The sequence below is a fragment of the Streptomyces sp. NPDC051738 genome (assembly GCF_044453205.1).
Classification (GTDB): Bacteria; Actinomycetota; Actinomycetes; order Streptomycetales; family Streptomycetaceae; genus Streptomyces.
On the sequence record NZ_JBITCM010000008.1, the window covers coordinates 34,963 to 56,175 of the forward strand.

At 71.4% G+C, this 21,213-nt stretch carries 17 protein-coding genes; 9 read left to right on the top strand and 8 right to left on the bottom strand.

Annotated features, from left to right (window positions below; genetic code table 11):
- The first annotated feature begins 128 nt into the window (after positions 1–128).
- Positions 129–347 (top strand): EF-hand domain-containing protein, encoded by a 219-nt coding sequence (locus ACIA8X_RS19950; protein WP_093911903.1) that lies wholly within the window; start codon positions 129–131, stop codon positions 345–347.
- 105 nt (positions 348–452) lie between these two features.
- Here the strand turns inward: ACIA8X_RS19950 and ACIA8X_RS19955 are convergent, their stop codons facing one another.
- Positions 453–1,379 (bottom strand): AraC family transcriptional regulator, encoded by a 927-nt coding sequence (locus ACIA8X_RS19955; protein ID WP_393451015.1) that lies wholly within the window; start codon positions 1,377–1,379, stop codon positions 453–455.
- Between the two features lie 101 nt (positions 1,380–1,480).
- Between ACIA8X_RS19955 and ACIA8X_RS19960 the strand changes: the two genes are divergently transcribed.
- Positions 1,481–2,491 carry a zinc-dependent alcohol dehydrogenase family protein gene (locus tag ACIA8X_RS19960; RefSeq protein WP_399458785.1) on the top strand — a complete coding sequence of 337 codons (1,011 nt, stop codon included), beginning with the start codon at positions 1,481–1,483 and terminating at the stop codon, positions 2,489–2,491.
- Positions 2,492–2,510: 19 nt separating this feature from the next.
- Here the strand turns inward: ACIA8X_RS19960 and ACIA8X_RS19965 are convergent, their stop codons facing one another.
- Entirely contained in the window at positions 2,511–3,068 is a 558-nt protein-coding gene (locus ACIA8X_RS19965; RefSeq protein WP_393451009.1) for a glycoside hydrolase family 25 protein, read from the bottom strand.
- Positions 3,069–3,196: 128 nt separating this feature from the next.
- Between ACIA8X_RS19965 and ACIA8X_RS19970 the strand changes: the two genes are divergently transcribed.
- Entirely contained in the window at positions 3,197–4,294 is a 1,098-nt protein-coding gene (locus ACIA8X_RS19970; RefSeq protein ID WP_399458786.1) for a serine hydrolase domain-containing protein, read from the top strand.
- A 40-nt stretch (positions 4,295–4,334) separates the two neighbouring features.
- Here the strand turns inward: ACIA8X_RS19970 and ACIA8X_RS19975 are convergent, their stop codons facing one another.
- Both ACIA8X_RS19975 and ACIA8X_RS19980 read right to left on the bottom strand, forming a co-directional pair.
- The gene (locus ACIA8X_RS19975; protein ID WP_399458787.1) at positions 4,335–4,805 is read right to left on the bottom strand and encodes a hypothetical protein; all 471 of its coding nucleotides are present in this window, start codon (positions 4,803–4,805) and stop codon (positions 4,335–4,337) included.
- Entirely contained in the window at positions 4,798–6,900 is a 2,103-nt protein-coding gene (locus ACIA8X_RS19980) for a CHAT domain-containing protein (RefSeq protein ID WP_399458788.1), read from the bottom strand. The genes ACIA8X_RS19975 and ACIA8X_RS19980 overlap by 8 nt, the downstream gene beginning before the upstream one ends.
- 102 nt (positions 6,901–7,002) lie before the next feature.
- Between ACIA8X_RS19980 and ACIA8X_RS19985 the strand changes: the two genes are divergently transcribed.
- The 6 genes from ACIA8X_RS19985 to ACIA8X_RS20010 all read left to right on the top strand — a co-directional run bounded on the left by ACIA8X_RS19985 (position 7,003) and on the right by ACIA8X_RS20010 (position 12,483).
- The gene (locus ACIA8X_RS19985) at positions 7,003–8,277 is read left to right on the top strand and encodes a hypothetical protein (RefSeq protein ID WP_399458789.1); all 1,275 of its coding nucleotides are present in this window, start codon (positions 7,003–7,005) and stop codon (positions 8,275–8,277) included.
- 48 nt (positions 8,278–8,325) lie between these two features.
- Complete coding sequence (locus tag ACIA8X_RS19990; RefSeq protein ID WP_393450994.1) at positions 8,326–9,198, top strand: hypothetical protein; 873 nt, start codon at positions 8,326–8,328, stop codon at positions 9,196–9,198.
- Between the two features lie 71 nt (positions 9,199–9,269).
- On the top strand, positions 9,270–9,761 hold the full coding sequence (locus ACIA8X_RS19995) for a hypothetical protein (protein WP_393450991.1): 492 nt from the start codon (positions 9,270–9,272) through the stop codon (positions 9,759–9,761).
- A complete protein-coding gene (locus tag ACIA8X_RS20000; protein ID WP_393450988.1) occupies positions 9,758–10,762 on the top strand; it encodes a M48 family metallopeptidase in 1,005 nt (334 codons plus the stop codon). The genes ACIA8X_RS19995 and ACIA8X_RS20000 overlap by 4 nt, the downstream gene beginning before the upstream one ends.
- Positions 10,763–10,822: 60 nt before the next feature.
- Positions 10,823–11,662 (top strand): VWA domain-containing protein, encoded by an 840-nt coding sequence (locus tag ACIA8X_RS20005; RefSeq protein ID WP_393450985.1) that lies wholly within the window; start codon positions 10,823–10,825, stop codon positions 11,660–11,662.
- Positions 11,663–11,667: 5 nt separating this feature from the next.
- Complete coding sequence (locus ACIA8X_RS20010; protein WP_399458790.1) at positions 11,668–12,483, top strand: hypothetical protein; 816 nt, start codon at positions 11,668–11,670, stop codon at positions 12,481–12,483.
- Here the strand turns inward: ACIA8X_RS20010 and ACIA8X_RS20015 are convergent.
- The 4 genes from ACIA8X_RS20015 to ACIA8X_RS20030 are packed head-to-tail and all read right to left on the bottom strand — an operon-like array spanning position 12,478 to position 21,000.
- On the bottom strand, positions 12,478–13,431 hold the full coding sequence (locus tag ACIA8X_RS20015; protein WP_393450979.1) for a hypothetical protein: 954 nt from the start codon (positions 13,429–13,431) through the stop codon (positions 12,478–12,480). The genes ACIA8X_RS20010 and ACIA8X_RS20015 overlap by 6 nt on opposite strands.
- Entirely contained in the window at positions 13,428–14,966 is a 1,539-nt protein-coding gene (locus ACIA8X_RS20020; RefSeq protein ID WP_399458791.1) for a hypothetical protein, read from the bottom strand. The genes ACIA8X_RS20015 and ACIA8X_RS20020 overlap by 4 nt, the downstream gene beginning before the upstream one ends.
- Entirely contained in the window at positions 14,963–18,391 is a 3,429-nt protein-coding gene (locus ACIA8X_RS20025) for a hypothetical protein (RefSeq protein WP_399458792.1), read from the bottom strand. Before ACIA8X_RS20025 ends, ACIA8X_RS20020 begins: the two co-directional genes overlap by 4 nt.
- Positions 18,388–21,000 (bottom strand): dynamin family protein, encoded by a 2,613-nt coding sequence (locus ACIA8X_RS20030; RefSeq protein WP_393450970.1) that lies wholly within the window; start codon positions 20,998–21,000, stop codon positions 18,388–18,390. Before ACIA8X_RS20030 ends, ACIA8X_RS20025 begins: the two co-directional genes overlap by 4 nt.
- Positions 21,001–21,213: the final 213 nt, after the last annotated feature.

A 21,213-nucleotide genomic window follows, 5' to 3' on the forward strand; every position in this document is an offset into this window, starting at 1 on the left:
CTCGCACTCGTCGAGTCTCCACCCACCGGGAGGCCTCGCCCGGGTGGTCGCCGCGCTGTGCGTTCGTACAGCCGGTTAATCTGACCCCGTCAGTAAGACATCAAGGTACGACGAAGAGGGGCGGATCGGTGGCGCACATCGACATCGAGGAAGCACGCAGGCAGTTCGAGCGCATCGATGCGGACGGTGACGGCACCATCACCGCCGCCGAGTTCAAGGCCGCCCTGGCCCAGGGCGGCGACTGGAACGTCACCGAGGCGGTCGCCGAGGCGATCATCAAGAGCCGCGACCTGAACGGCGACAAGCTCCTGTCGTTCGACGAGTTCTGGGCCTTCCTGAGCAAGTGACGTGGCGGGGAGGGGCGCCCGGCCCGCCGAGCGGCGGACGGGCGCCCCTTCGTCATGTCCGGATCCGATCCGTGCGATCCATACGATCCGTACGCCGTCCGGTGTTCAGGAAGCCTGCCTGCGGTACTGCCCCGGCGCCACCCCGTACTCCCGCTTGAAGGCCTTGGCGAAAGCGAACTCCGAGGTGTAGCCGGTGCGTTGGGCGATCGTGCGCAGGGGAGTGTCGTCGGTACGCAACAGGTGGCCCGCCGTCGTCATGCGCCACCAGGTCAGATACGTCAGCGGAGGCTCACCCACCAGCGCCGCGAAACGGCGGGCGAAGGCGGCGCGGGAGAGGCCCGCGCGGGCGCCGAGTTCCTCGACCGTCCAGGGATGGGCCGGGTCACCGTGGACGCAGCGCAGCGCCGCCGCGACGGCCGGGTCGGCCAGGGCGGCGGCCCAGCCCGTGGGGTGCCCGGAGTCCTGTCGCTCGCCCAGCCACCAGGCGCGCAGGATGTACAGCAGCAGGGTGTCCAGGAGCGAGGTGACGATCGTGTCCGAGCCCGGTTGCGGCTCCTCCAGCTCCGCGCCCAGCAGTTCCACCGCCGTCCGCAGGGAGCGGTGGGCGCCGACGCGGGTGGGGAGATGGACGACGTCGGGCAGCTCGGACAGGAGCGGGTGCGCGCGGGAGCGGTCCAGCATGTACGCGCCGCACAGCAGCACCGTGCGCGGGCCCGACCGCACGGGCGCGGCGGACGTCGTCTCGGGCCACGTGCCGTCGGGCAGCGGCCGTAGTTCCGTCGGCGGTACGTCGTCGAGAGCGCCGGCCAGCCCGTACTCCCGGCCCTGCGCCAGGAACACCACGTCGCCGGGCCCCATCGCCACCGGCTCGCCCGCCGCGGGGATCAGCCATGCCGACCCCTGGAGCACCACATGGAACCCCGTCCCGTCCGAGGCCGGGAAGCGCATCCCCCAGGGCGCGTAGAGGTCCTGGCGCCCGGAGTGCGGGCGGCCGGTGCGCATGGCGGCGATGGCGTCGCTGAGTACGTCCATGTCCGCACGGTAGCCGGTGGGGCGGCAGGGGAGACGTACGGACAGGAAACCGAGACCGCCAGACATGGATCGTCTCGGGCCACGCCCATAGCGTCGTCCCCATGTCACCCACCACCGCACGCACCGTGCTCTTTCATGAAATCGGCGGACCCGAGGTACTGGCGATCGAGGACGTGCCCGTCCCCGCACCGGGCCCCGGGCAAGTCACCGTCCGGGTCGAGGCGTTGGGCCTCAACCGCGCCGAAGCCCTGTTCCGCGCCGGGACTTACTACTACCCGCCCGCCCTGCCCGCCTCCCGCCTCGGCTACGAGGCCTCAGGAGTCGTCGAGGCCGTCGGCGACGGCGTCACCGAACTCGCCGTCGGCGACCCGGTGCTGACCGGGCCGGGCATCGAGATGAGTGCGCAGGGCGTGTACGCCGAGCGGGTCGTACTGCCCGAGACCGCCGTCCTGAAGCGCCCCGCGTCGGTGGACGCGGTGACGGGGGCGGCGGCCTGGCTGACGTACACGACGGCGTACGGCGCCCTGCTGGAGACCGCCGGACTCAGGCCCGGCGACCACGTCCTGATCACCGGCGCGTCCAGCGGGGTCGGCACGGCGGCGATCCAGGTCGCCCGCCGTATCGGTGCGATCCCCCTCGCGACAACGCGCACGGAGGCGAAACGGCGGCTCCTGCTGGATGCGGGAGCGGCCGAGGTCATCGTGTCGGGAGAGGCGAGCGACGGCATGCGGACGGTGGCCGAGGAGACCCGACGCCTCACCGACGGCCGCGGCGCCCAGGTCGTCTTCGACGCGATCGGCGGCCCGGCCTTCCGCCATCTCGGCGACGCGCTCGCGCAGGGCGGCACCCTCGTCGTCTACGGCTGGCTGGACCCCCGGCCCGCCGAGATCCCCCGGACCTGGCCCTTCACCATCCACACGTACGCCAACTTCACCCTCACCACGACACCCGACGGCCGCCGCCGCTCCACGGCCTTCCTCAACGCCGGCCTCACTGACGGCGGTTTCCGCCCGGTGATCGCCGAGGTCTTCGAAGGCCTGGACACGATCCGCGACGCACACCGCCTGATGGAGTCCAACACGCACACGGGCAAGATCGTCGTACGGCTCTGAGCCGCACCGGCGTGCGAACCTACGCGTTCGCGGCCCACTCCCGCAGCGCGGCCTTGCTGGAGAAGTCGGCCACGTTCTTGTCCAGCGGGTTGTCCGTGTACTGGTGGAAGCGCCACTTCGCCTGGATGCGGGGCTTGCCCGCCGTGACGTAGTCGGCGATCCAGAGGCCGTCGCCGGCGTAGGACGTGGTGTCCACATTGAGCCAGTAGTTCCGGTTGCAGTACAGAATGACCGGATTGTTCGGCCGCTTCTCCTTCACCTTCCGGATGAAGAGATCCTTCTCGGCGTTGCTCGCGTGCGTTCCCTCGCTCGTCGTCTCCCAGTCGACCGCGAGGATGTCGCCCGCCTTCTCGGGGGCCTTGCTGACGAAGTACTCGGCCTGGGCCGAGAGGTTGCCGGGCCACAGGAAGTGGTAGAAGCCGACGACCAGGCCGGCGTCGCGGGCCCGTTTGGTCTGGGCGGTGAGTTTGGGGTTGATGTAGGAGCGGCCCTCCGTCGCCTTGATGAAGACGAAGGAGAGGCCGTCCGTGTCGTAGGACGAGGACTGGTACGCGCTGACATCGATGCCGCGGATCATGCGGAAGGACTCCCTCAAGTGTCAGTGGGGTGAGAGGAGTTGGAGTTGTTGTTGTATGCCCCACCATGTTCGACGGAAACTGCCGTCGACGCTCGGCGATCGGTGCCGCTGACTAGTGGAGGTTTGGCGTGGAATCCGTGACATCGCGGCACGACGGAGCGGTCCTGGAGGGCGGGGAACGGACCGTCGACCCCTGGGAGGGGGTGGACGAGGCGGCACTCGTGCGGGCCGTGCGGGCGCAGGCGGGGCGGCCGGTGGCGGGTGTCGACGACATGGCGTCGTATCTCGCCGACCAGGTGTCGGACGCCTCGCACCGCGAGGTCATCGGCCCGCTCCTCGACGGGCAGGGGGCCGCCGGCGTCGTGGTGCGTCGTGGTGCGGTGCTCGCCTCGTGGGGTGACCCGACGCGCGCGGAGATGGCGTACAGCGCCACGAAGAGCGTGCTGTCGCTGGTGGCGGGCGTCGCGTTCGACGACGGGCGGCTGCGTCTGGACGAGCCGGTGTCGGTGTCCGTGGACCTGCCGGAGTTCCGCACCTCCCACGCACGGCGCGCCATCGCATGGCGCCATCTGCTGGACCAGACCAGCCAGTGGGAGGGCGAGTTGTGGTCCAAGCCGACCTGGGTGGACGCCCAGAGCACCCGTGAGGGCACGGAGTCGGCCGGGGGCCCGCCCGGTGCCGGCTGGGCCTACAACGACGTGCGGGTGAACCTGACGGCGCTGGCGCTCACGGTCCTGTTCGGCCGCCCTCTGCCGGACGTGCTGCGCGAGCGCGTCATGACGCCGATCGGCGCCTTAGACGGCTGGTCCTGGCACGGCTACGCGAACTCGGTCGTCGAGATCGACGGCGCCGCGGTGCCGGTGGTCTCCGGAGGCGCGCACTGGGGCGGCGGCCTGTGGATCAGCGCCCTGGATCTGGCCCGCCTGGGCCGGCTCTGTCTGCGGGGTGGGCGGTGGGGCGGTCGTCAGGTCGTGTCCCGGCGCTGGATCGAGGAGCTGTGGACGCCCTGCCGCGTCAAGCCCGAGTACGGCCTGTCCTGGTGGCTCAACGACGACGGCACCGTATGGCCGCACGCCCCGCGCACGGGCCGCTGCGCCCGCGGCAACGGAGGCAACCACCTGCTGTGGGTGGACCCGGCGCGCGACCTGGTGATCGCCTCGCGGTGGGGCGCGCAGGTCGAGCGGCTTCTGGTCGGGGTGTCCGGGGCGGTGGCCCCGAACTCGTGAGGGCCACCGTCTCTCTCCTCGGTGGCAAGCGCCCGCGGCGCTACTCCCAGCGGTTGCGTTCCGCGACGAAGCGCAACGTCCGGCCCGTGCTTGACGAGAGGTCGAGGTCGAAGAGCTGTCGGTAGGCGGTGTCCGGCAGATCCGGTGTGAAGGCGAACCGTACGGCCGACTCGGTGTCTTCCAGCATCAGGACCGGTTCCCGGTCCCCGGGCGCCGGCTCGGCGGCCGTGTCCTCGCCTCGGCGCAGCGCTGCGCCGATGACGCCCTTGACCGCACGGTAGGCGTCCTGGGCGAGGCTCTTGCCGCATTCCTGGAGAAAGCCGCTGAGTGGCAGCACGACGAGGATCATCCAGGTCAGCGCGCCGTTGCGGTGGTTGCCGACCACCGCGCCCTCGGCCCGTACGCCCAGTCCGGCCAGTCCTTCGTACAGTGCCGCCTGTTGCTCCGCGGCTGTCCCGGGGGCGAAGTAGACATGGGCGGTGGCCGACGTGTCGGTGCTCGGTTCAGTCATCCTGCTGCTCCTCTTCAAGACGCCAGATCTTCACGTGTCCGTCGGTCGCCGCCGCGGCCAGCAGCCGTCCGTCGTCGCTGAAGGCGACCTCGGTGACGGCGCCGCGGTGGTGCTCGACCCGGGGCCGCCCGTTAACCCTCCTGCTCTGCAGCGACCACAGGCAGACCTTGTCGTCGTCGCCTCCTGTGGCCAGCAACCGGCCGTCCGGACTGACGGCGATGGTGTTCAGCGCGCTGCGGTGCGGGATGCGGCGGACGGGTGTGCCGTGCGGCAGCTCCCACAGGCAGGCGACCTGGTCGGTTCCGGCGGTGACCAGGTGCCGCCCGTCGGGGCGGCTGAACGTCACGGCCCTGGGTGCCTCGGCGTGGGTGAAGGTGCGGTCGGGGGTGTACCGGCCGTGGGTGTCCCACAGCAGGAGGCGGCCCTGCGTGTCGGCCGTCACCAAGTGTGTGCCGTCCGGGCTGAAGTCGAGGGCGGTCACGGTGTGGTGGACCGGCAGCCGGTGCAGGATCCGTCCGTCCTCGGCGCGCCAGATGGCGGCTCCCGTCCAGCCGGCCGTGGCGATGCGGGCACTGTCGGGGCTGAAGCACAGCCGGCGCGGGCCGGTGACGAGCTCACGCCCGAAGCCGACGGCGGCGATCCTCTTCCCGGTCGCGGTCTGCCAGATGAGCATGCGGTGTCTGGTGGCCGCCGCGAAGAGAGTGCCGTCCGGGCTGAAACGGACGGTGCGGGGGCCGTGGTTGAACAGGCCGAGATGCAGGTTGTGTACCGTTCGGCCCTTTTCGACGTCGACGATCTGGACGTTGTCGCCCTCCGGCCCGACGGCGCAGAACTCACCGCCGGGACTGAAGCTGATCGAGTGCACCGCGGAGCGGTACTCCAGCTCCTGGACGAGACACAGCCGGGGCACGCTCGGCCGCTCCAGGCACACTCCGGGGCAGTCGCCCGGGCTCGGACGAGGCTGCGCCGTCGGCGTCGTGGACACGGTGGCCAAGGGGGTGTGCACATCGAAGATCCGCTCGATTCCGGACCCCAGATACAGCACCGGTGTCCCCCACTCCAGCGACCCCTTCAGCTCGGTGCGCATGGCCAGCCGGGCCTTCTGGACGCCCACGTGGACCGCGTCGTTCTGCGCCAGACAGGCGTAGAACTCCCGGCTGAACTCAAGGGCGGCCCGGTCGCTGATCGGGAACTGCATGGCGGCCACCGCCGGCACGCCCTTGCGCAGGATCGAGGCGGCGGGGCTGGAGTACGGATCCGCCACGGGTGCGTAGTCGGTCCCGCACGCGTTGAGGACGACCAGTCGGAGGGTGCCGCCGCTCATCAGCGGGGAGACGTCGGGCGCCGACATCTCGTGGCGCTCGCCGGTGCTCGGGTCGGTGAAGGCCAGGGTGGCGTTGCCCGTCAGCGGATCGAGTCCGCCGTGCCCGATGAAGTGCAGCACATGGGGCCGCACCCGCCGCAGGGCCTCGCGCAGATCGCGCCAGCTCTGGCCCGGCACCCACGCGAGCTCGACCACTCCGACGCGCATCAGGTCCCGCAAGGACCGGTGCAGTTCCGAGCGCTCCTGCTCGACCGAGAGCCCTTCGAGGTCGGAGGGGCGGGCGACCATGCCCAGCACCCGCAGCGGTGTCTCGACGGGCAACGGGCCCCGGGTGGTGGGCAGATCGAGTTCGCGTACGAAGGCGTGGTCCACGGCGAGGTGTTCGCCGGCTACGGCGTCGTAGAGGAACTCCCAGGGCAGTCGGTCGAGACCGCCGGAGTGGGCGTTGAGGCTGATCCGCAGGGTCCGGCGGTCGTGCTGGGCCTGCGACCGGCAGCGCAGCAGCAGTGCACGGGCCGTCTCGTCGAAGAGGGAGTGGAACATCAGCGTGCCGAGCTCCCGGACCAGTGCCGTCGCGGGGCCCGGCAGGTCCGTCGACAGGGTGACGCTCTCGGCGACCCGCTCCAGCAGAGTGTTCGCCCGGGGCTGTGCCGTGAGGAGCGGTTTTTCCACGCGGCAGCTGCCGATCGTGGTCTTCATGTGGGCCATCTGCGCTTTTCCCACGGCGTGGAGAGCGATGTTGAAATCGAGCGCCTCGTGTACCTCTCCCATGTGCGCTTCCCCCGAACCGATGTGCCGTCGCTGCCCCCCGGGGAGCGAATGTGTGCTTGATGGTACGGCCGGGCGTCTGACCCGAGCAGGGGTTTGACGAGCATGCAGACCGCAATTTCGGAAAGGGCATGTCCGTGCGCCGCGCCGCGTGCCATGCTGACTTCCTGCCGTTTCCGGATCGCCGCATTATGGATCGTCGGCCGGACGCTGTCGGGGGAGATCATGGCAACGGGTGGATTTCAGCAGCAGTCACAGGAACAACTCTGGTTCGGAATAGGTGTGGTAGGCCCCAGCCGGGTCGGAAAGACCTCCTTGATCGTGTCGTTGATCGAGGACGCGCCGCGTATCCTGGCCGGCCGGACGGCGGTGCTGCGGGTCCATGACCAGCACACGGCCGGTGCTGTCGACCGCAGGCTCAATGAGCTGCGCGGGGCGGTCCGGTCCGGGTCGTTCCGCAGGCAGGCGCTGCGCAGCACCGAGCGGATGACGTACTACAAACTGGCTCTGGAAACCGGGATTGCCGGCATCGCGGTGTATCTGAACGTGCTGGACTTTCCCGGTGGATGGCTGAGTCCGGAGCAGAACGCGCCGCGCCCCGAGGAAAAGTGGCAGGAGTGCCGGGAGTTCATCAGCCGAAGCACGGTTCTGCTGGTTCCGGTGGACTCCACCGTCGTGATGTCTGCTGCCGACCCGGAACATGAGCGGATGGTTCCGGAACTGCTGAAAATCGCCCAGGTGGAACAAGTGGCCGAATCTTGGGCCACGGCGCGCGGAGCGGAACCGGAAAACCGCGCACTTCTTCTGCTGGTGCCCATGAAGTGCGAGAGCTATTTCAATGACAACGGCGGTTCGAGAGACGAATCCGGGCACCTGTTCAAGAAGGTGGAGAAGGTCTACGGCCGGGCCCTGGACGTCGTCAGGGCGAACGCACCGCACGCCCAGATCCTCTACTGCCCGCTCGACACCCTGGGCTGTGTCGAACTGACAGGCGCGGAGTCCTGGGTGCCGGACGGCCAGGGGTTCCAGCTCAGCGCCGAGTTCGCGGTGCGTCCCCCGGGCGAGATCTCGGTGAAGGGCGCCGAGGACATCCTGATCGCCGTCTGCCAGCATCTCGCCGCGGTCCGGCACGCCGGACAGCAGGAGAAGACCCGGCAGTGGGAGCGGCGCCGCGCGGAGATCGCGCAGGAGCGGGGCCGCCCGCTCACCCTGCGCCAGCGGTGGCGCAGCGTGATCAGCGGCGAGCGGGCGGAGCTGCGGGAGAGAGCGCTGTTCGCCGAGGCTCAGGCCGGGCGTGCCGCCCGCCAGGAGGAACACTTCGAACAGCTCCTCGCCGACCTGGCGTTGCGCCCCATGGGCCCCCGGATTCGCGAGCTGTGAACCCGCCCCCCACCGATCATCATCCGCCGGGCGTGAGAGGAAACGACGGTGCGCGCACATGTACTGACACGGGGGTGGCGGCGGCAGGACGACTACACCTACTTCCCCCGGCTTCCGGAAGGCCGCTGGTGGGAGGGGTACGGCGAGTACGCCGACTTCGACTATCCGCTGCTGTTCGTGGAGGCCGACGGGGTGTCCTGGCGCGCGTACCTCGGCGGCATGGCCACCTCACGCGAGGACGTCACCGGTACCCCGATCCGGCTCTCCCTCGCCCTGGACGGCGACTGCGGCCCGGGGCGGGAGACGGACTGGGCGACCCGGCTCGTCGCGGAGCACGTCCATGGTCAGGGCCGGGGTGGTGAGACCGCCGCGCCCGCCGAGAAGGGCATCCTGGGTGCGCTCGATCGGGTCTTGGACGAGTCCGCGGTGGCCGCCCTGTTCGCCGGAACGGCTGGTCCGGGGAGGGGAGTTGAGGACCTCGTCGACACCGCCGTACGCGGCCATGCGGACACCGTCGAGAGCCCGCCGCGTCCCGCCCGCCCGAGCACCCCGGCACCCTCCGCGCCCACCGGCTCGTGGGTGGCGGGGCTCGGCGGGGCGGAGGCACGGGACGCGTTCGTCGCCCACACGGATGCCCTGCTGGCCGGGACGGTCATCGGACGTGCACTGCTCCTCAACAGCCTGGACGATCCCGAGGCGTTGCCGAAACCCGCCGCTGACGAACACCTCGTGGTGCTCGCCGACGCTCCCGAGGAGAGGTTCGGCAGTACGCCGGTGGCCATCCGGGGAAAAGCCTCAGGGCGGTCACCGGCCGCCCGGGTGGACAGTCGGCTGGTGTGGGCAGCCCTGGGGGCGGGGGCGGTGGTCGTCCTGGTCCGGTGCGGCCGACGCCGACGCGGACGCACGCCCCACGAGAGGTGAACCAGCGGGGGACACCGTCAGAGGGAGAGCGAACCGATGTACCTCGGCCGACGTCCGCCTCCTCACTGGTCATGTTCTCGCCCGTCTGCTCCGCCGCACCGGACGCCGGGAAAGACGGCCGGGCTCCCGACGCCTTCAGCCACCTCGACCTGCACGTGACCTGGAGTGCCCCGGACGCCGACGGCACCCGGGAGGCGCTGCTCACCCGGCACGGCCGGGCGGCCGGAAGCCTCTGGGTCGAACCGCCGAGGCACCGGCTCACCGGACGCCTGTGGCGCGGCGTGCTGCGGGCCACGAGGGGCGGGCTCCTGGGACGTGGACCGGGCCTGGACCGGACCCCGCGGCTCGCCCTGCTGAACCTGGACCCCGTACCCGCTGCGTCGTCCGACGACCGGTCGGCGCCGGTCGGTGAATGGAACCTCCTGCTGAAGCCTGTCTGGCGTACGGCAGCGGGCACCACCATGGCGGTCGCGCAACTGCCGGTGCCCTGTCCCGAATGCGATCAACCGCACAGCGGCGGGATCTGCGTACTGCTGCCGCTGTCAGGAAGCCAGGAACCGTGACCACATCCCCGCACCGGGTGCGCTTCCCGGGAATATCCTCCGAAGCCTACGAACACCCCTTCGCGCAGGCGGCGTTGTCCACGGTGCGCAAGGCCAAGGGCTTCGACCTCGTACTCAGGAAGGTGATGGGCGCCCCGGGCGAGGCCGCGATGCGGATGCACCACCTCGCGTGCGCGGTGAAGGTCGGCGACACCCAGTTCCGCCGGCTGAACGAGGTGATGGGCGAGGCCGCGCACATCCTGGACGTCGTCGAACCACCGAGCCTCTACGTCAACCGGAGCATTGGCTTCAACGCCGTGACCATCGGCTTCGACAAGCCGTTCATCGTGCTCGGCGCCGACCTGATCGACTCGATGAACGACGACGAGATCCGCTTCGTCGTCGGGCACGAGCTGGGACACGCGATCTCCGGGCACGCCCTTTACGAGAGCGTGGCCTGGTTCCTGGCCGCGATCGGCGCGGGTGGCCTGCACGGTGTTCCCGGTGGACCCCTGGTGCTGAAGGGGATCGAACTGGGTCTGCAGGACTGGGGACGCAAGTCCGAGCTGTCCGGGGACCGGGCCGGCCTGCTGGTGGGACAGGATCTGGAGGTCGCCATTCGCACGCTGATGAAGCTCGCGGGCGGCAGGCAGACCGAGGAGATGAACCCCAGCGCCTTCCTGGAACAGGCCGCCGAGTTCCAGGACGCCACGGGGCTGCGCAACCGCATCGTCAAGTGGATGATGCCCTCCTCCGATCACCCCTTGCTGGTGGTCCGGGCCGCGGAACTCGACCGCTGGGTGCGAGATGGCGCCTACGGCCGGATCGTCCACGAGGGCGACTACCCGCTGCGCGGTGAGTCGGCGTCCGTGAAGGCCCATCTCGCCGAGGGCATCGGCGGAGTCGGGCGCGGACGGACGTCCCGCGACTCGGCCGAGGGAACCGCCGGCACCCTGCTGGGGCGCCTGGGCGGTGCCGCGGGTGGCAGCACCCGCGGCTTCTTCGGCCGCCCGCCGCAGTGACGAGGAACAGAGGGAAAGCAGAGGGAAAGCCGGCGACCGTCACCGCAGGGGGAGGCCACGGTGTACGAACAAGAGATCAGCAGAAGCAGTCCGGGCTGCTTCCTGTTCCTTCTCGACCAGTCCTATTCGATGGGCGCCCCGATATCCGGCAGCCCCGCGCCGAAGGCCGCCGCCCTGGCCGCGATGATCAACGAACTGCTCTACGCCGTCGTACTGGAGTGCACCAAGGACTTCCAGGAACTGCCCCGGCACTACTTCGACGTCGGGGTGATCGGCTACTCCGGCAACGGAGTTCGGCCCCTGCTGCCCGGCACCTCACGCCGCCGCGCCCTAGTCCCCGTCCACGCCTACGCGGGCACCGGACGTCCCGTCGAGCACTCCCGGACGATGCGCCGCGCTGACGGGAGTGTGGAGCACGAGCAGACCACGGTCCCGGAGTGGATCCAGCCCCTCAACTTCGGCTGGACTCCGATGTGCGAGGCGCTGGGCATGGCGTACAAGGTGCTGCGCGGCTGGGTGAAGGAGCACCGCTCCTCCTTCCCGCCGATCGTCCTCAACATCACGGACGGCCAGGCCACGGACGGCGACCCGCGCGGTCCGGCGCGCCGCGTCACCCGGCTGGAGACCGGCGACGGCCGCACCCTTCTGTTTAATCTGCACCTGTCGGAGGCGCAGGGCACACCCATGTCCTTCCCGGTGCTCGCGCCGACGGGCGTGCCACAGGCGGAACTTCTCTTCGAGATGTCGAGCGCCCTGCCCGGCACGCTCGTCCAGGCATCGGGGTACGAGGGCCGCATCGCACCCGGAGCGCGGGGGTTCGTGTTCAACGGGGGTGCGACCGCCCTGATGGACTTCCTGCGCATCGGGACCAGCACCACCTCTCTGATCGGCGAGCATTGAGTGAGATGGGCCCGTCTCCGGGGCGTGCCGTGCTGCGCTGCGAGGCCCTCGTCGTGCCCAAGGGGAGCGCCGCGGAGTGCGAGGACGCCCACGCGTGGAACGCGCACCGGGCCGTGGTCTGCGACGGTGCGTCCCGAGCCTTCGCTTCGGGGCGCTGGGCGGCGCTGCTGGCCCGCGCCTTCCTCGTCACCGCGCTCGACGGTCCGTGGGGGAGCGAGCCGCGGCTGCTCGACGGCTGGCTGCGGGAATCGCGCGGGCTGTGGGCGGAGCAGACCGCGCAGGCCGCCGAGGTCCCCGTCTATATCCGCGGCGCCCTGGCGCGCGGCTCGGCGGCGACCTTTCTCGGCGTGGACACCCGGGACGTGAGCCCGTCCCATGCGGGAGCCCGGCCCCTGCTGGAGTACCGGGCGTTCGCCGTGGGCGACTCGTGCCTGTTCCACCTGCGCGACGGGCGCCCGACCGTCCTGTTCCCGCTGGACCGGCCCGACCAGTTCGACACCCATCCGGATCTCGTGCCGACCCGGGCCGAGGCGCTGGAGTCGCTGGCTCCGGTGCTGCGGTGCACCGAGGGCGCCTGCGGGCCGGACGACGTGCTGCTGCTGATGACCGACGCGCTCGCCCAGTGGGCGCTGGAGGCGGCCGCCGAACACGGCGCCACGGTCTGGACGTTCCTCGAACATGCGCCGCAGGACGAATTCGGCGTCAGGGTGAAGGAGTTGCGCGCCTCGCGGGCCATGAAGGAAGACGATGTCTCCCTCGTCCGGTGCCGTGCGGTCGCCACCGCCCGGGCCGTCGCCGGTGCCCCGGTCGCGGTGTCATGACGTGGCGTACGACGGGTGCGGAGGGCCGCCCGCCGCGCACGCGCGCAGCACGTCCTCCAGCGGCGGCACCGCTTGCGGCGGACCGGCGCAGAACCCGGCGAGCCGCTCGGCCAGCCCCCGCACCGCGGCGTCGGGGGAACGCGCCAGGCTCTTCCAGATCTTCGTGCGCCCGGGTGCCAGCAGATCGTCGCGGCTGAACAGTAGATGCTCCCCGTCCTGCCGGGTCTCCCACAACGAGGGGTCCGCGGCGACGGCCCGCAGCGACAGCAGGATGACAAGGGCCGGAAAGGCGTCGGCGCCGGGACCCCAGTGACTGATGTCCCGGTGCGGGTGCTGGTAGTTGCGGTGCCCGAACTCACCGGGGGTGAGCTGTGCGGCGAACGGCACCCAGACGGCGTCCAGGTCGACCAGGACCAGGCGCAGATCGTCGCCCACGATGATGTTGCCGTGCTGCAGATCGCCGTGGCAGATCCGCGACGAGGCCAACTGGCCCATGACCACCCGCCAGTTGCCGATGAGATGGTGCAGTGCCGTGCGATCGCCGCACAGGTCCGACACCGCCTCGTCCAGCAACTTGCCCTCGATCCAGGGCATCAGGACCAGCGGCCACCACCGCCCCGACAGCCTGATCCCCTGCTCGATCCACTCGGCCTCCACCAGGGGGGTGCCGTGATCGACGGGCTGGGCGTGCCGGTGGGCGGTCAGCGCGCGGTACCGCTCGCCGCCCGAGGCCGGTTCACGGGACATGCACCGGATGGCCACGCGTTCGTCCTGTCGCGTCCGGGCCGCGAAGACGATGGCGTTGCGCCCGGTGGACGCGAGCGGCATTCCGGTGGCCCCGAACAGGATCTCGCAGCCGGAGAGCCGCGGGTCGCTGAAGACCTCGGTGGGCCTGCGCACCGCCGACGCGTACTGGGGCTTGGCCGGCCACGGGGCGGGGGACGTCATTCCTGGCCCCGGTGGACGACCCGGCCCGGGAACACCTGGTCGTCGACCCGCAGCCAGAGCCGCAGACAGGCGAGCGTGTCGCCCGGGCGTCCGCCGACGCCGAGCCGTATGTCGTCGGTGGCCCGGGTGTGGTGGCGGGCCTGGCGGTACGGCCGGGCCGGCAGCACGGCCTCCACGTTCCGGCCCGCCGCGAGCAGGTGACGGCACAGATCGAGCGCCGCCGTGTGCGATTCCTCGGCCAGCCGGTTCCACCAGCTGCCCGGAGCGCTCGGTGGCAGATGGGTGACCGAGCACAGCGCCTCGTCCACGGCGACCGACGCCCGCAGCTGCTCGGTGCTGTCCCGTGTGCTGCGCTCCAGCGCCTGCAGGCGCTTGGCCAGCTCGGTCCGGTAGGCCTGGGACACGTGAGGGTCCGCCAACCGTGTGGAACCGCCGGTCCACAGCCGGTCGAGGAGAAGGCACAGGGCCTCGTCGTGCCGGTGCAGCGCGAGGACGAGCTTGGCGAGGTCGGACGGCTCGGTCACCTTGTCGCGCTCGGTACGCAGACCGGGCCGTCCGTCTCCGGACGGGGGCAGCAGGACCTCGTCGGCCCATCCGCGCAGGGTCTCCCACGACTCCCGCGCCACCGGGTCGGCCTCCGCCGCGCGGGTGCGCCAGACGTCGGCGTGCCGGTCGGGCAGCCTGAGCAACGTGAGGTGATACCAACGGCGGACCCCGTCCGTGCCACCCGGCCCACCCGGCGCGGGCGGCACCGCACCGGGTGCGAAGTCGTCGACCTCCGGAGACCCGGCCAACTCGGCCGCCAGCGCCAGGATCGCCGGGGCCGCGGCCCGTGGGGGAGCGGCCGGGCGGGGCGGAACGTGCGGGGCGGTCGGGCGGGTCGGGTCGCCGCCGGTCTGTGGTGACGGGGTCTGTGGTGATCCGGCCGGTGGGTACTCGGCTGGAGGGGAGCCGGCTTGTGGGATCCCTGCGTGCGGGGAGTCGTACCGTGGGGCCTCTGGCTTTGGGGTTCCGTATGGCGGGGCTTCTGTCTGCGGGGTTCCGTACTGCGGGACCGCTGCCTGTGGCGTCCCGGCGGGGGATCCGGCTGGTGGGATGCCTGCCGGAGGGGTCCCGAATAGCGGCGCCACTGTCTGCGGGGCCCCGTGCTGCGGGACCTCGCCATGCGGCGTCCCGGCAGGGGACCCGAGATGTGGGATCTCGGCCTGCCGGGCCCCGTATGCCGGCCCCTCCCCCCTCGGGGCCCCATACCGCGAGCCCCCGACCCCTGGCGTCCCGGCCTCACTGAATCCCGCATGGACGGACTCCGCGTGCCCGGTCTCGGCGAGCAGGCGGTCCAGTGCCTCCAGGAGTGTCGTGCAGGCGCCCGCCCCCCGGTCCGTCGGCGCGGCGGTGAGTGCCGCGTGCAGGGTGCCGCGCAGGCCGTCGAGGCCCGCGGCCGCGACGGAGGCGAGCAGGGAGTCCTCGGTGCGCAGCAGGTCCTCCCACGGAACCGGAAGCCGTACCTCGGACTCCGGTTGCGGTCGCGCTGTCACTGCAGGCCTCCGAAGGGATCGTCCTGATCGGCCCGGCCCTTGTCCGGGACGGTCATCAGATGCCGTAGCACCCGCCCGGGTTCGTTCTCCACGTGCTCCCGGTCCCGGGCCTTCCAGAACGGCACGCCGCCCAGGTGCACCCGCAGGGCTCCGTGTTCGTCCAGCGAGGCGACGAACAGCGCGCGGGACTTGGCCTCGGTCTCGGGCCGGGGCAGCCGTCCGAGGGTCATCGTGCGTACGGAGTCCTTCTCCTGGATCGTGACACCGAACTCCCACTCCCCGGAGGCCGGCGACTCGGGCAGCGGTCCCACTCCCAGCAGCCCCCGCCGGGCGGGCGCGGCCGGCGCGTCGGAGTCGTGGAACACCTCGGTGAACGCGCTGTCGGCGGCGAACACCGGCTGCCCTCGGCCCGCTTGGGCGGAACCGGCGATCGTGTAGTTGACGCTGATCGCCATCGGCACCGTTTCCGGCCGGTCACCGCGTTTCAACAGCCCGGCCTTGGCCAGCCTCTTCCACACGTCGATCGACGGCACCCGGGGGTCGACCGTGTAGTGCGGGGCTCCCTGGGAGAAGTACGCGTACACGTCCAGGTCGACGGTGATCTCGTACCGCGCCCTGATCCTGTCCGGCCAGATCCGGGCCGGGAACCCACCGGCCGGGTCACCGGCCCTCGGCGGACCGGGCTCGGGGCACTTGAACTGCCCCCAGGTGATGTCGTTCGCGCCCTGGCGCACCCTGACGACCCGGATGACGTCCTGGATGGGCTGCGCCTTCGCGCTGCGCACCGCCAGCACCGGGGGCTCGCCCGCGCTGTGGACCCGGTGGTGCAGCATCGTGTTGGCCCCGAACAGGGTTCGGTCCCCGACCCCTTCCAGCAGGGACAGCTCGAAGCGGCACGGGAGCGAGAAGTGCAGGTTGTCGACGTCGATCTGGACGATGGTGCGTCCGTCCTCCAGGGCGTCCACGGCCCCCTGAGAGGTGAAGGAGGTCTGGCGCACCTGCTCGGCCCAGGCGGCACCGATCGAGGTCGCCGTCTTGGCGTACTCCCGCTCCACCTCGATGTTCGCCGGGTCCCAGTCCAGCTCGCGGCCCTTCCCGAGCCGCCGTATCAGCACCTCGCGCACCAGCGGCATGGCGCTGGACTTGCCGGTCAGGATCACGCGGTCGAGCGGCTCGTCCTTGAGCAGCCGCTCGCCGAGCAGGCCGTCGGCGAGGGCGGCGACGCCTTCCATATGGTCCTCGACGAGGCGCCGGAACCCGGCGGCGTCCAGTTCGAACTCGACGCCGGTGCGCGGGTCGCCGCCCCGGCCGAGACTGTCCAGCAGACCGGAGAGCTCCTGTTCGCCGAAGCGGTACGGCGACGGACCGCTCGCCGAGGTGGACTCGGAGCCGCCCAGATGGATCTTCGCCTGTTCGGACAGGCTCCACAGCTGCTCGAAGGTCCAGCGCATCCTGCGGAGTTCGCTGGCGGGTGCCGTCCGCCAGCAGGTCGGCACCACGGCCTCGGCAAGCCTGCGGGCCTGGGAACGCCGTTCGGACTGTGCCGAGTGGGTGTCCCGGGCCAGGCTCCCCGGAAGATAGTGACCGGCATCGTCGAGATAGACGGACTTGGCCTCCTGGAGATCCGACCGGAACCGCTCCGGGTGCGCGGCGATCAGCCGGTCCGCCAGCTCCGACTTGAGCCAGTGGAACACCGAGAGGGTCAGCAGCTCGCCGCCGAGCCGGGTGTGGCCGCTCGACCCCTGCACGGTCGGCGTCAGCGTGTAGTGCCGGCCGAGCCGGTCCGCGTCGGGGTGCCTCAGCACCTCGACGGGCGTCGTGTCCCGCAGGGTGAGCGTCAGCAGGGCGATGTCCAGGGTCCCGCCGCCGATGTCGATGGCGAGGATGTTCTGCGTCCAGGCGCTCCCCGACCCCAGTCGGCGCGAGCGGGCCCGGAACGCTTCCACACCGAGGCCCGGATCGCCGCCGAAGTCCCGCATCACGAAGAACATGACGGCGGCCACGGCCTCGTCGAAGTGCATCGACACCCGGCTGACCCCGAGCCCCTCCGACACCAGCGACTTCAGGGCGCGCCGCACGTCCGGGGTCGCGACCGTCGGGTAGGTCACGACCAGGTCGTTGAGCCGGCCCGAGCCGAGGCGGCCGGGGTCCTGCCGGGAGATGTAGCGGTCGGCGCGGTCGACCAGGTATTCCAACGCGGACCGGATGAGCATGTCCGAGGTGGGCGGCGGACGCCCGGGCACTTCGTCCAGGACGCGTTCCCTGCCGAGCTGCAGCTTGAGTCCGCGCACGAAGGCCGGCGGCTCCTGTGCGACGCCGCCCGCCGGCGTCATGGCGGCGGGCAACCGCTCGGGCTCTCCGAGGCGCACGGTGAGCGGGTCGGTGGACAGCACCTCCAGCCGGCTGGACACCTCCGCCGTACCGTCGCCCAGCTCCACCGGGAACAGCCGCATCTGTTCCAGGGGCGGTACGTCGAACGCGGCGTCGTAGCAGCGGTGCAGGCGCGTCGCGAGCTCGGCGCGCAGCAGTTGGGAGCAGTCCGGGAGCCGCTGCTCCAGGAGCAGGCACAGCCGGAACAGCCCTGCGGTCCCGGCCTCCGCCCCGACGAGCTCGGCCGGGGACCGGGGGTCGGCCGTCCCGCCGTCGCTCATGCCGGCCTGGGCCAGGGCCAGCACGGACTCCCACTCGCCCCTGACGAGGTCCGGATACGGCTCGCCCAGCACATGCTTCAGGACTCCCGCGCGCAGCCGCGCCACCCGGGCCGGGGAGAACGGCTCGCGCACCTTGAACTGACCGTCGTACAAGGTCACCGTGGAGTTGCAGGTGCCGTAGTCGATCGCCGCGTGCCCCAGGTACTCGTCGTCCCTGTCGGGAACGCGGCTTCGCGACCGTACGGCCGCGGCGGCCGGCCCGGCGGCGGGGAGCGGGGCCCCGGGGACGGCCGTGGCGAGGGTCGGCGTCGGCTGCGCGGCCGTCGGCACGTCGGGCGGCGGCGCGGCGGGGGAGAGGAAGGACACGGCGCAGTGGGCGCCGCTGCGGAAGGGGATGCCGCGTACCTCGCGGCCGGTCAGCGGATCGATGTGGAAGTACTCCACGTCGACCACCAGCCGCAGCGTCGTGTTCCCGTGCGCGTCCACGAAGCCCGGATGCGGGACGGGGGCCGGCCGTATGTCGTACGTCCCCTCGATACGGCGGCCGCGTGGATCGGCGCCCTGCCAGGCGTCGGCCATGCGCGCGGCCCAGTCCCGCGCGGACGGCGGCAGCCCCTCGGCCCGGCAGGTGAAGTACTCCACCCACACGGGACCGGTGCCCGCATCCATGGGCACCAGCCGGACCGTGGGCAGCGTGTACCAACCCTGCGCGTCGGGACGCAGCTCGACGGCGCCGGCCCGGTCCGTACCCAGAAGCAGCGTCTGCAGGCTCATGGCGCGGTTCCCCCGTCATAGGGCCCTTGGCCGAAGGGCTGTCCACCGAACGGCCCGCCGGAATCCCAGGGGTTGGCCGCCGTATCCCAGTCGGCGGGCTTCCAGGAGTAGGCCGAGTTCGCGGCGCGCAGGCTCAGTTGCTCGGCGAGGCCCGCGAGTCCGCGTTCGCTCTCCTTGCCCCCGGCGACAGCGGTGACCAGCGCACCGGTCAGCGCGGGCGCGCGCAGGTCGTGGATGAAGGCGTCGGCCTGGCTCCACAGATGGGCGGCCACCAGCCGCTGTCGACGGGCGAGCCCCGCCAGGGCCTGATGGAGAACCATCGCCGTCATCTCCCGCCGGTGGCGCGCGATGGTGGTCTGGTGCCCCGAAGAGGCGTCCGCGCCGGAACCGGCGAGGTTGTCCGGATGCCAGGGCAGGATGTGCCCGGTACGCAGCGGGAAGCGCTGGCGCACCTGATCGTCGTCCACCTGCGGTTCCCCCGGGTCCGTGTCGCGCAGCGCCTTCTCCGCCTCGTCGCGCAGCCATTGCAGGGACGCGGCGCGGGGGAGACGGGCGGCGAGCCGCTCACCCTCGGCCGAGGAGCGCAGCAGCTCGTAGGCGTCGGGCGTGACCACCGTCGCCAGTTCGCGCGCGGCTTCCACGACCCGCTGCTGATACCCGAGCAGCCAGGTCTCCACCGCCGCCAGCAGCCGTGCCGAACCGGCCGCCTCGACCTCGCGGCACGCGTCCCGGAACTCCGGGAAGAACTCGTCCGTCCGCACGGGCACCCGGTGGTCGCCCCGGAGCCGACGCGCGTCCACCCGCTCCTCATGCACCGTGTCCAACAGCCGGTTCCAGGACGGCCAGGTGTAGACACGCTCGGCGGTGTCCCGCTCCAGCTCCGTGAAGAGACTCGGACCGGGACCGCCCCTGGTCCGCCGCGAGTACAACCGGTGGGCGTCGAGGAGTTCGACGGCGGAGCGGTCCCGCACGTCCGTCCACACGGCCGACAGCACGGTGAGGCGCTGGCTCACCGCCGTGTCGGAGCGGTGGTCCACCCGACTGCGGCCGCCCGACGCCTCCAGGGCCGTCTGCAGCTCACGCAGCGCCTCGACGACGTCCTCGCGGCGTTCGGTGAACTGGTCCAGGCGCAGTGCGGCACCGTGCCGGGCCACATGGTCGCCCAGACGCCGGCGCAGCCGGGCCAGGCCCCCGTCGTCCGCGAAGTCCGCGAGCATCCGGTCCAGGCCGCCGCTCAGGGCGTCGGTGCTGAGCCGCCGCCCGATCTCGCGCCAGATCGCCGCGCGTACGTCTGCTTTCGGCAGCTGGAAGTCGAGATCGCACTTGTCGCGGAACACCTTGCTCACCCGTTCGTGCCGGCCGTCGGCGCTCAGCGCCCGCATGGCCGAGGTGAGCAGGACACGGTCGGCCGGCCCCATGGAAGTCGGAGTCGGATGAGGTGGGGTCACCAGGCGCTCGGCGCTCGCGAGCAGGTCCCGCAGGACCGGCATGCCGCGCAGCAGCTCCTCCCTGGTGAGCGGTTGGGTGTCACGCGCGTAGGACTCGAGCACCGGATCGGCGACGCGCAGATCGTGGAACCGGCTGATCAGCGCGATGACGGTGTCCTCCATGGAGTCCGCTCGCTGCGCCGCACGCCACATCCGGAAGATGCGCTGCGGTGTGTCCTTGGCGCCGCCGCCGGCGTTGAGCAGCATCAGCAGGCTGTGGACCGAGTGCAGTTCCGCACCGCACACGTACTGGTCCCGCACGGCACTGAAGTCGCTGTTGAGCCCCGGAAAGTCGAGGAAACGCAGCTCCGCTCCGGGAAACTCACCGAGGTCCCAGACGGACGGGGCCACCCGTACCTCCCGGACGACCCTGCGGATCAGGGGGAGCGTGGCGCGCAGCAGGCCCGTGGTGAGCGACGCTCCGAGGCCGGGGCCTGCGGGTGCGCCGTCCCGCGGACGGTGCCGGCCGCGGGGATCGGCCCCGCGCTCCGTGTCCGCTCCCGGCAGGACGACTGCGGCGCGCGCGAGCTCCTCGTCGAGTTCCGCGCTCTGCCCCAGCAGCGGGAGACCGGATTCGTGCATCCGCCTCAACGCCTGGTCCAGGGAGGCGAGTTCCTGGAGCACTCCCGCTAGCGACTGGGCCAGAGTGCCGGTCAGATACGTGTCCCGGAAGCGCAGCAGCTCACCGCAGTCGGGCTCGCGGATCGGCAACTGCCGTAACTGGTCCACGACTTGTGCGGGCAGACCGCTCTGGGCCTGGTCCGCCAGCTCGTTCCTGAGGTGGCGCAGGTAGTCGAGCGTCTGCGCCTGGCTGAAGTACTCCACGCGGACGGCGGACTCGTACGACTCGCCCGTCTCCGAGGACGCCGCCCTGGCGTGGATCAGGGTGACGTTCCCGGTCACCGCCTCCTCGCCCACCGGGAGGAGTTCGGGCAGCCCCAACAGCAGCCCGAGGAGCAGGGACTTGCCGGCACTCATCTCACCGACCAGGCCGATGCTGAACGGTGCCCGGGCGCTCTCCTCGGCCCTGCGCAGCGCCTCCAGCGCGCGGCGGTGCGCTTCGCGGACGGCGGGTTCGGCTTCCGGCCCGTCGGGCTGATGCCGTGTCAGCAGCGCCGTCAAATCCGACGCGTCCGCTGCGCAGCGCGCCAATTCCCCCAAAGACACAGCTCACCTCCCGGCCCGCACCGGTCGTCGACACGGCCGGTGTACGTTCCGCCCCCGAGCGGATGCGGCACCACCGTAGGGGTGCGGAATACCTGAAGAAAGGCATATAGAAAAAGAATCTTGATAGGGGAGTACTAAATAATTAGTCATGATTTATTGGGCATTTGA

Coding starts and splice junctions, on each gene's coding strand:
- ACIA8X_RS19985 (WP_399458789.1), top strand. CDS start 7,003: ATGCAGACCGCAATTTCGGAAAGGGCATGTCCGTGCGCCGCGCCGCGT.
- ACIA8X_RS19965 (WP_393451009.1), bottom strand. CDS start 3,068: ATGATCCGCGGCATCGATGTCAGCGCGTACCAGTCCTCGTCCTACGAC.
- ACIA8X_RS19995 (WP_393450991.1), top strand. CDS start 9,270: ATGTTCTCGCCCGTCTGCTCCGCCGCACCGGACGCCGGGAAAGACGGC.
- ACIA8X_RS20010 (WP_399458790.1), top strand. CDS start 11,668: ATGGGCCCGTCTCCGGGGCGTGCCGTGCTGCGCTGCGAGGCCCTCGTC.
- ACIA8X_RS19980 (WP_399458788.1), bottom strand. CDS start 6,900: ATGGGAGAGGTACACGAGGCGCTCGATTTCAACATCGCTCTCCACGCC.
- ACIA8X_RS20025 (WP_399458792.1), bottom strand. CDS start 18,391: ATGAGCCTGCAGACGCTGCTTCTGGGTACGGACCGGGCCGGCGCCGTC.
- ACIA8X_RS19955 (WP_393451015.1), bottom strand. CDS start 1,379: ATGGACGTACTCAGCGACGCCATCGCCGCCATGCGCACCGGCCGCCCG.
- ACIA8X_RS20015 (WP_393450979.1), bottom strand. CDS start 13,431: ATGACGTCCCCCGCCCCGTGGCCGGCCAAGCCCCAGTACGCGTCGGCG.
- ACIA8X_RS19960 (WP_399458785.1), top strand. CDS start 1,481: ATGTCACCCACCACCGCACGCACCGTGCTCTTTCATGAAATCGGCGGA.
- ACIA8X_RS19975 (WP_399458787.1), bottom strand. CDS start 4,805: ATGACTGAACCGAGCACCGACACGTCGGCCACCGCCCATGTCTACTTC.